The sequence below is a fragment of the Burkholderia sp. BCC1972 genome (assembly GCF_905339605.1).
In the GTDB taxonomy this organism is placed as follows: Bacteria; Pseudomonadota; Gammaproteobacteria; order Burkholderiales; family Burkholderiaceae; genus Burkholderia.
Window position 1 is genome coordinate 153,154 of record NZ_CAJPGH010000019.1, and the last position, 9,326, is coordinate 162,479.

The 9,326-nt window shown below is 69.3% G+C and carries 9 protein-coding genes; 2 read left to right on the top strand and 7 right to left on the bottom strand.

Annotation, left to right across the window (positions count from 1 at the left end; genetic code table 11):
- Positions 1 to 28: 28 nt before the first annotated feature.
- Genes U5798_RS25200 through U5798_RS25215 form a run of 4 tightly spaced genes read right to left on the bottom strand, consistent with a single transcriptional unit; the run spans position 29 to position 4,036 of the window.
- Complete coding sequence (locus U5798_RS25200; RefSeq protein ID WP_322083552.1) at positions 29 to 1,660, bottom strand: type IV pilus secretin PilQ; 1,632 nt, start codon at positions 1,658 to 1,660, stop codon at positions 29 to 31.
- Positions 1,657 to 2,511 (bottom strand): pilus assembly protein, encoded by an 855-nt coding sequence (locus U5798_RS25205; protein ID WP_322083553.1) that lies wholly within the window; start codon positions 2,509 to 2,511, stop codon positions 1,657 to 1,659. Before U5798_RS25205 ends, U5798_RS25200 begins: the two co-directional genes overlap by 4 nt.
- Positions 2,508 to 3,116 (bottom strand): fimbrial protein, encoded by a 609-nt coding sequence (locus U5798_RS25210; RefSeq protein WP_322083554.1) that lies wholly within the window; start codon positions 3,114 to 3,116, stop codon positions 2,508 to 2,510. The genes U5798_RS25205 and U5798_RS25210 overlap by 4 nt, the downstream gene beginning before the upstream one ends.
- Entirely contained in the window at positions 3,113 to 4,036 is a 924-nt protein-coding gene (locus U5798_RS25215; RefSeq protein WP_124453472.1) for a competence protein ComA, read from the bottom strand. Before U5798_RS25215 ends, U5798_RS25210 begins: the two co-directional genes overlap by 4 nt.
- Positions 4,037 to 4,262: 226 nt before the next feature.
- On the opposite strand from U5798_RS25215, the gene U5798_RS25220 reads away from it, so the two are divergent.
- On the top strand, positions 4,263 to 6,650 hold the full coding sequence (locus U5798_RS25220) for a penicillin-binding protein 1A (protein WP_124453474.1): 2,388 nt from the start codon (positions 4,263 to 4,265) through the stop codon (positions 6,648 to 6,650).
- Positions 6,651 to 6,731: 81 nt separating this feature from the next.
- Here U5798_RS25220 and cyaY read toward each other — a convergent pair whose 3' ends face one another.
- Positions 6,732 to 7,058: an iron donor protein CyaY gene (gene cyaY, locus U5798_RS25225; RefSeq protein WP_124453476.1), complete on the bottom strand. Its 327-nt coding sequence runs from the start codon at positions 7,056 to 7,058 to the stop codon at positions 6,732 to 6,734.
- A gap of 36 nt (positions 7,059 to 7,094) precedes the next feature.
- Here cyaY and lptM point away from each other — a divergent pair, with 36 nt between their 5' ends.
- The gene (gene lptM / locus U5798_RS25230; RefSeq protein ID WP_124453478.1) at positions 7,095 to 7,373 is read left to right on the top strand and encodes an LPS translocon maturation chaperone LptM; all 279 of its coding nucleotides are present in this window, start codon (positions 7,095 to 7,097) and stop codon (positions 7,371 to 7,373) included.
- Between the two features lie 81 nt (positions 7,374 to 7,454).
- Here the strand turns inward: lptM and msrQ are convergent, their stop codons facing one another.
- The gene (gene msrQ, locus U5798_RS25235; RefSeq protein ID WP_322083555.1) at positions 7,455 to 8,141 is read right to left on the bottom strand and encodes a protein-methionine-sulfoxide reductase heme-binding subunit MsrQ; all 687 of its coding nucleotides are present in this window, start codon (positions 8,139 to 8,141) and stop codon (positions 7,455 to 7,457) included.
- Positions 8,142 to 8,161: 20 nt separating this feature from the next.
- Positions 8,162 to 9,157, bottom strand: coding sequence for a protein-methionine-sulfoxide reductase catalytic subunit MsrP (gene msrP / locus U5798_RS25240; RefSeq protein WP_322083556.1), 996 nt, complete (start codon positions 9,155 to 9,157; stop codon positions 8,162 to 8,164).
- Positions 9,158 to 9,326: the final 169 nt, after the last annotated feature.

A 9,326-nucleotide genomic window follows, 5' to 3' on the forward strand; every position in this document is an offset into this window, starting at 1 on the left:
CTTCAATCTTGCTGGTGTGTGGCGCAGCTTACTGGCAAAGCGGCTGCCTTGTCGAGCCTGCGCCGGCGGCTTCCGGCCCCGTTTTATCGGCATCCGCGTCGCCCGCGCCGCGCGCATCGCAGCGCGCATCGACGACGGTCGGCGTGATGAACACGACCAGTTCGTTGCGCTGGTCGCGCTGCGCGCGGTGCCGGAAAAGTGCGCCCAGAAACGGTATTTTGCCCAAGAGCGGCACGCGCGTCACATCGTTCCGGTTCAGTTGTTCATAGATACCACCGATTGCGACCGTCCCGCCATTCTCGACCTCGACACGTGTCTGTACATGCTTCGTATGGATGGCGGGGCCGGCCGCCGTCGGCTCGCCGACGCTGTCCTTCGTCACGTCCAGGTCGAGCACCACGCGCCCGTCCGGCGTGATCTGCGGCTCGACCTCGAGCTTGAGCGTCGCGCGGCGGAACTGCACGCCGCTCATGCCGTTGCCCACCTTCGCCTGGTACGGCAGCTCCGAACCCTGCTCGACAATGGCCTTGACGCGGTCGGCCGTCACCACGCGCGGCCGCGAAACGATCTGGCCCCGCCCTTGTGCCTCGAGCGCGCTCAGTTCGACGTCGAGTACGCGGCTGAGCGGCGCGGCGAATAGCGTGAAGCCGGCAGTCGCCGCGTCGAAGCCGCCGAGCGGCCGCGCGGCCAGGTCGAGCGCATTGCGCGCGTCGGCCGTGAACGTGGCGCTCTCGCCCGCCGGCGGCCGCCCCTGCGCCCGCAGCGCGACGCGCACGCCGAGGTTGCGCGAGAAACCCTGTTCGCCTTCGACGATCCGCGCCTCGATCCGGACCTGCCGCGACGGCCGGTCGATCGCGTCGATCAGGCCCGCGATCTGCGCGATGCGCGGCGCGAGATCGGTGACGAACAGCAGGTTCGTGCGCGGATCGGCCGCCGCGGCACCGCGCTTCGACAGCAGGCGCTGGCCGGTCGCGCCGGCCAGCAGCCGCTGCACGTCCTGCGCGCGCGGGTAGTGCAGCGCGAACGTGCGGCTCGCCAGCGGCTCCAGATCGGCGGCCCGCGCGTGCATTTCGAAGCGCTCGCGCTCGCGGGCGGCCAGGTCGGCCGCCGGCGTGACCCAGATCACGTTGCCGCGCCGGGACATCGCGAGCCCGTGCGTGTCGAGCAGCGTGTCGAAGGCCTCGCGCCAGCGGACATTGTTCAGACGTAACGTGACCGTGCCGCGCACCTGCTCGCCGACGACGATATTGAGCCCCGTGAACCGCGCGAACGCGTCGAACGCGGCCGCGAGCCCGGCGCCCTGCAGATTCAGCGAGATCCGCCGCGCGTCGTCCGCATCGCCGGGTTGCCGCGCCGCGGCGTCGCTCATCCGGGCCGGCGGCACCAACGGAATCGGCGGCCCCTCCAACTGCGGGGCCGGTGCGGCGGGCTCCGTCCGAAGCACCGCACGAGCGGCCTGGTCGAACGGCGGCGGGCCGGCTTCCTCCTCGACCGCGTGGTCCACACCATCCATCCTCCCGTGCGGCAGCGGCAGGCCCGGCACCGGTGCCTCCACCGACGCGGCAGGCCAGACTGCCGGCAGCGGCGGCAACGATGCGCCTGCGCAGGCCGCCGTCGATCCGGCCCAGACGGCGAGCGCCCAACGGCCGTACTTCGTCATGGGCGCCCTCCGTCGTCGAAGGCGACCCGGTGCGCGCCGTCCGCCGTCGCGAGCATCACCGCCGCGGACTCGACGCGCACCACGCGCGCCGCCCCGAGCGCTTCGCCGGGCATCACGGCCGTGAACGCGCCGTTGCCGTCGTCGAACAAGGCGAGACCGGCACGCGCGTCGCGAATCGTGCCGGCGAGCCGGGCCGCCACGCCATCGGCTTCAGCGCCGAACGGATCGGCGTCGAGCGCTTCAGCCCGAAGCGGCACCGTGCCGCCAGCGGGCGATGCGGCCGGCAGCGCCGGAAACACGTCGACAGACATGTCCACCCGCGTTGACTGCATGCCGCGCTCGACACGCAGCGCCGACGGCACCGCCAGCACCGGAAAGCGCGCCAACCCGCCGACCATCCTCGACAACGCGCGAAAGCCGCCATCCGCGGCGATGCGGACGGTGCGCCGGCCGTCCGGCGCCGCGCCATCGGTGCGCTGCGGCTCGATCGATACGCCATGCAGCCCGCTCGACGCAGCGAGATCGGCCAGCTCCAGCATCAGCGCGGCCCATTCCGGCGCACGCGACGCGCGATCGTCATGCGCCGGCGCCGGATGGGCGCCGCGCCGTCGTTCCGCGGATTCGAGCATGCGCTGCGCGTCGGCCGCGCGCCCCTGCGCGGCCACCAGCAACGCGCGACTATGCGCGAGCCCGCTCCAGTCGGCCGCATTCGCCAGATGAATGCCGCCTGCCAGCACGGCCACGAACGCCAGCACGCAGCCGGCGGCTTGCATGGCCGCCGGCGAGACCCGCGGCATGCCGCGCGGCCACGCAACGCCACGCGGCACCGGCCAATGCGTGATCGCCGTCATGCGCCACCTCCCGACGCCGTCCGCGACGGCATCGCATCGTGCCAGCGCAATTGAACCGAGAACCGGAACGGCATCCCGGCAAGCGGCGCCCGCGCACTCGACGCAGGCGTCAACGCATCCACGTCGATCCGCCAGTCACGCTGCTCGCGTGCCATCGCGGCGAGCCATCGCGCGGCCACCCGGTAGCTCGTGGCCCGCACATCGAGCACGGCCCCGGCCGGCGTCGTGCGCAACGCGTCGAGCCGGACGCCGTTGTCGCGCACCTGCACCAGTGTCGCCAGCAGCCCTGCGACGCGCCCGTGCGGTGCGGCAAGCGCGGCGGCCTGCGCGTCGCGCCGCGCGATGACAGCCGCCGCATCGGCGGCGCGCGTCGCGGCACTCACCTGCGGCTGCAACTGTCGCAGCCGCGTTTCCACACCCGCGCGCGCGGCATCCGTGCGCCACCGCATCCAGGTGGCCGCGCCCGTCCACAGCAAGGTGCCGAGCACGCCGAGCAGGATCGCCGTCGCGCACTGCGCGGCCCGGCGACGCCGCAACGCGTGCGCCAGCCGTTCGCGGTACGGCAGCAGGTTGAAGCCGCCGAGTGCCGCCTGATCGACCGTCATTCCCACACCCCGCGCAGCGCCAGCCCGAACGCAACGGCGAATGCCGGGCCGCCCGGCATGCCGGCGGGCGGGCATGGCTGCCCGTCCCAGCTCGTGCAGTCGAACGGCACCACCGCCGAGCCGAGCACATCACCAATCTCGGCGACGGACGTTTCGAAGCGCGCGATGCTTCGCTCGTCCCCGGCGACGAATACACAGCGCACGGCGCCGAGCGCGCGCCGGCGCAGCGCATCGGGGAGCGCCTCCGGCAGCGTGCCGGACAGCGTGAGCACCGGCACCGCCAACGGCCCGTCGATTCGCCAGCCGCGCACTCCCGAATCGCAGAACCAGAGCGCGGCGTACGAACCCTGAGCATCGAGTTCGAATTGCGCGGCATAGCGCAGTGCGCGCAGCATGGCCGCCGACTCGCCGTCGACCGCCGTCAGGTCGATACCGGCCTGGGCGGCCACGTCGATCCGCCGTTCGAGCAGCGCGAGCGGGGCCACGGTCACAGCAATCTCGCCGGAGCGCGCGCCGCCGTGCTGCCGCCAGTCGAACGCGAAACTGTCCGGCGCCAGCCCCGAGATGCGCTCGGCCGCCTGCCGCGCGGCGTCCGGGATGTCGTGACGGCCGGCCAGGTCGAGCGTCGCGGTACGTATTTCGTCGTCATGCAGCGCCATCACGCCGCGCGCATCGCATCGCACGTCGGCCGCCGACAGTCGCGCAACGGCTGCCGCCAGCGCACGCGCGACCGCGGCCCAGCGCGCGTCTTCCGGCCCGCCCGCCAGCCCGACCGGCTCCCGCTCGAGCCCCTCGACCCGCACATCCGCGCCCCGGCCGCGCCGGCTCAGCACGACCACCCTCACCTCGCCGGCGCCGACGTCGATTCCCGTCGACCGGTGCCTGCCCTGCGCAAACCGTGCTACCCATCGTCCCGCCATCCCAGCCTCCCGAAATCGTCGCGGCCCACGCCGCGTTTCCGAGACCTGATTCTGCAAAGCGGCGCGCGCCGCCGACAGTCGGCCAAACGGCCAGCAGCGGCCGGCGGCGGCCGTGCGCGAGTCATACTGACGGCATGCCGACCGGCGGCTTTCCGGCGGCCGCCCCCCGCGTCAGGACCGGTCTTACCGGGCAGCTATAATCGCGGGACTGTTTTCCGGTATGCCTATGCAATCCACGACTCCTACGTCCCCGCCTCCTGCCCCGGAGCCGAAGAAACGGCCCTGGTGGCAAAAAGTCCTGCTCGGCTTCGCCGCGATGTGCGTGGCCCTCGTCGTGGCCGGCGGCCTCGTGCTCGGCTACGCGCTCGTCGTCGCCTGGCCGAACATGCCGTCGCTCGACGCGCTGACCGACTATCGCCCGAAGGTGCCGCTGCGCATCTACACGTCCGATCACGTGCTGATCGGCGAATTCGGCGAGGAGCGCCGCGACGTCGTCCATTTCAAGGACGTGCCCGACTCGCTGAAGAAGGCGATCCTCGCGATCGAGGACGCGCGCTTCTACGATCACGGCGGCGTCGACCTCACCGGCATCATCCGCGCCGGCTTCGTCGCGCTGACGAACGGCCACGCGTCGCAGGGCGCGAGCACGATCACGATGCAGGTCGCGCGCAACTTCTTCCTGTCGAGCGAGAAGACCTACACGCGCAAGATCTACGAGATGCTGCTCGCGTACCGGATCGAGCGCGCGCTGACGAAGGATCAGATTCTCGAGGTCTACATGAATCAGATCTATCTCGGCCAGCGCGCGTACGGCTTCGCGAGCGCCGCGCGGGTCTATTTCGGCAAGGACCTGAAGGACATCTCGCTCGCGGAAGCCGCGATGCTCGCGGGGCTGCCGAAAGCGCCGTCCGCGTACAACCCGGTCGTCAATCCGAAGCGCGCGAAGGTGCGCCAAGAATACATCCTGCAGCGGATGCTCGAGCTGAACTTCATCACGCGCGAGCAGTACGACGAAGCGTCCGCGCAGCCGCTCGTCGTCAAGGGCCCGGGCCGCGATTTCAGCGTGCACGCCGAGTACGTCGCGGAAATGGTCAGACAGATGATGTACGCGCAGTACCGCGAGGAAACCTACACGCGCGGCTTCAACGTCGTCACGACGATCGATTCCGCGGACCAGCAGGTCGCGTACACCGCGCTGCGCAAGGGCATCATGGATTACGAGCGTCGCCACGGCTATCGCGGGCCGGAAGGCTTCATCGAACTGCCCGCCGGTGCCGACGACCGCGAACAGGCGATCGACGACGCGCTGCTCGAACACCCCGACAACGGCGAGCTGATTGCCGCGGTCGTCACGGCCGCGAGCCCGCGCCAGATCACGGTGGCGTTCATCGACGGCAGCACGGCGACGGTCGAGGGCGACAACCTGCGCTTCGCGTCGGGCGCGCTGTCGGCCAGCGCGCAGCCGAACCGCCGCATCCGCCCCGGTGCGATCGTCCGCGTCGTGAAGAACGACACCGGCAAATGGTCGATCACGCAATTGCCGCAGGTCGAAGGCGCGTTCCTGTCGATCGTCCCGCAGGACGGCGCGATCCGCTCGCTCGTCGGCGGCTTCGACTACAACAAGAACAAGTTCAACCACGTCACGCAGGCATGGCGGCAGCCGGGTTCGTCGTTCAAGCCGTTCATCTACTCGGCGTCGCTCGACAAGGGCCTCGGGCCGGCAACCGTGATCAACGACGGCCCGCTGTACTTCAGCGCCGCCGAAACGGGCGGCCAGCCGTGGGAGCCGAAGAACTACGGCGGCGGCTTCGAAGGCCCGATGTCGATGCGCACCGCGCTGCAGCGCTCGCGCAACCTCGTGTCGATCCGGATCCTGAACCACATCGGCACGAAGTACGCGCAGCAGTACATCACGCGCTTCGGCTTCGATGCCGACCGTCATCCGGCCTACCTGCCGATGGCGCTCGGCGCGGGCCAGGTCACGCCGCTGCAGATGGCCGGCGCGTACTCGGTGTTCGCGAACGGCGGCTACCGCGTCAATCCGTACCTGATCGCCGAAGTCACCGATCCGAACGGCGCGATCGTCGCGCGTGCACAGCCGCTCGTCGCCGAGCAGAACGCGCCGCGCGCGATCGACGCGCGCAACGCATACGTGATGAACAGCCTGCTGCAGAGCGTCGCGCAGCGCGGCACGGGCGCACGGACCAACATCCTGAAGCGCACCGACCTCGCGGGCAAGACCGGTACGACGAACGATTCGCACGACGCGTGGTTCGCCGGCTACCAGCACACGCTCGCCGCGATCGCGTGGATCGGCTACGACAACCCGCGCAGCCTCGGCGATCGCGAAACGGGCGGCGGCCTGTCGCTGCCGGTCTGGATCGAGTACATGGGCGCGGCGCTGAAGGGCGTGCCCGAGTTCAAGCCGACGATGCCCGACGGTGTCGAGTCGCTCGGCAGCGAGCTGTACTTCACCGAATTCACGCCGGGTCACGGCTTCGTGTCGACGGTCGGCGTGCCGCAGGCGCCGGCCACGCAGAACGTCGACGAAGCCGTGCCGCACGTCGACGAGCAGGAAAAGCAGGACATCATGAACCTGTTCCGCGGCCACTGACACACGGCCCGGCCATGAAAAAGCGCCCCGCGGGGCGCTTTTTCTTTGGCTGCGACGCTCGGGGTCCGGCGCCCCGGTGCGTCACAGGCTGAACGTGATCGGCAGGCCGGCCTGCTGGGTCGCGTATTCGGTGAGCGCCGAGAAGAACTCGGTGCCCGTGCGCGTATCGCGCCACTCGCCGTCGATGAAACGGTAGTGGAATCCGCCTGCCTTCGCGGCGATCCACACTTCCTTCATCGGCGGCTGCAGGTTGACGATGATCTTCGAGCCGTTCTCGAACGTCAGCGTCAGGACGCTGCCGTTGCGCTCCAGATCGATGTCGTGGTCGCCATCGTTCGCGGCGTCGACGGTACGCTCGACGGCCATCAGCACGGCCTCGGCACGGGTCAGGTATTCGGTATCGGACATGCTAAACTCTATCGGTTCAATTGTTCAGGGACGATCATGCGAGTCGTTTTCCGGATGAGCGCGATTGTAGCGGCTTTGGCGATTCTTGCCGGCTGCGGTCAAAGCGGCGCGCTTTATCTGCCCACCGTACCCCCGATGCCCAAACCGCTCCAGCAACAGAACACGCCGCCGTCGGACGTGAAACCGACCGATGAAAACGCGTCGTCCGACGATACACCCGATACGTCGGGTTCGCCGCTCACGCTGTCGCCCGAGTTGTCGAGCGGCGCATCGACCATGCCCGCCCCGGCATCGGGTCCGGCCGCCGCGAAGTAACGACGCAACGCGGCTCGCGCGGCTGGCGAAACTAGGCGATGACTTCACGGTCATCGCCTTTTGTTTTTCCGGGCTGCGCCGTCACGCACGCACGCGCCGCCATCCCCATGCAAGCAGCCGCCAGCCGAGCAGCGCCGCGACGATCGCCGCGTAGAGCTTCGGCTGCGCGAGATTGTGCTTGCCGGCGCGCATCCACCAGAAGTGCAGCACGCCGAACAGTGCGACCGCATAGATCGCACGATGCAGCGTCGCCCAGTGGCGGCCGAGCCGGCGCACCATTGCGCGCGTCGACGTCGCGGCGAGCGGGATCAGCAGCACGAATGCGGCGAAGCCGACCGTGATGAACGGACGCTTGCCGACGTCCTTCAGGATCGCGACGACGTCGAACCACTTGTCGAACCACAGGTAGGTCGTGAAGTGCAGCGTCGCGTAAAAGAACGCGAACAGCCCGATCATCCGGCGAAAACGCAGCAGCGCCGCGAACCCCGTCATGCGCCGCAGCGGTGTGACGGCGAGCGTGATGCACAACATGACGAGCGTCCAGAGGCCCGTCGAGCGCGTGATGAATTCGATCGGATTCGCACCGAGCCGGTCGGTCAGCCCGAACAGCACGAGACGCGCGAGCGGATAGAGACCGGCTGCGAACACCTGCACCTTGGCCGGCGCGAGCCAGCGCGGCGCGGGCGGACGGATCGCACCGGCCCGCGCGGTGCGTGCGGCGCGTCCGGTATCCGCCGCGCGAGCGGGCGTGAGCGTCGAAGGAGGCATGTCGTTTCTCACCGTCGGGCTCAGAAGTTCTTCTTCAGGTCCATGCCCTGATACATCGACGCGACGAGGTCGCCGTAGCCGTTGAACATCAGCGTCTTGCGCTTCGGCGTGAAGAAGCCGTCCTCGCCGATGCGCCGCTCGGTCGCCTGGCTCCAGCGCGGATGATCGACGTTCGGGTTCACGTTCGAATAGAAGCCGTACTCGTTCGATGCGTAGGTGTTCCAGCTCGTCTTCGGCTGCTTGTCGACGAAGCGGATCTTCACGAGCGACTTCGCGCTCTTGAAGCCGTACTTCCACGGCACGATGATCCGCACCGGCGCGCCGTTCTGGTTCGGCAGCACCTGCCCGTAGACCCCCATCGTCAGCAGTGTCAGCGGATTCATCGCCTCATCCATCCGCAGCCCTTCCGAATATGGCCAGTCGAGCACCGGCGTCGAAAGGCCCGGCATCTGCGACGGGTCGGCGAGCGTGATGAACTGCACGTATTTCGCGTTGCCGGTCGGCTGCACGCGCTTGATCAGCTCGGACAGCGGCACGCCGATCCACGGGATCACCATCGACCAGCCCTCGACGCAGCGCAGCCGGTACACGCGTTCCTCGAGCGGCGCGAGTTTCAGCAGTTCGTCGAGGTCGAACACCTTCGGGTGCTGTACCTCGCCCTCGACGCTCACGCGCCACGGACGCGGCCGCAGCGTGCCGGCGTTCTGCGCCGGGTCGCTCTTGTCGGTGCCGAATTCGTAGAAGTTGTTGTAGGACGTGATGTCCTTGAACGGCGTCACCTTGTCGGCGGCGACGAACGTCGGGTTCGTTTTGGCCGCGAGCTTCGCCGCGCGCGCGTCGGGCGATGCATACGCGGCGATTGCCGCACCGCTGCCGCCGAGCAAGCCGCCCGCCGCCGCGAGGCCGGCCGCCTGCAACACGCGCCGCCGGTTCTCGAATATCGCGCGCGGGGTGATCTCGCTGGGCGAAATATCACCGCCGGTCAGTACGTTCCGCAAAGGGCGTTTGATCCACATCGTGCTGCTCCTCCTGCATGCGCGGCGCGCACGCTTCATGAGCGTTCGACCCGGCCCGTCATGCGCCGTTCGACGCCCGGTTCGCCCGCCTGTTACAAAACAAAACCGCCGGGCACGCAGTGCACCGGCGGTTCGATAGTCGGACGAGCGGCGGAAATCTTACAGCTTG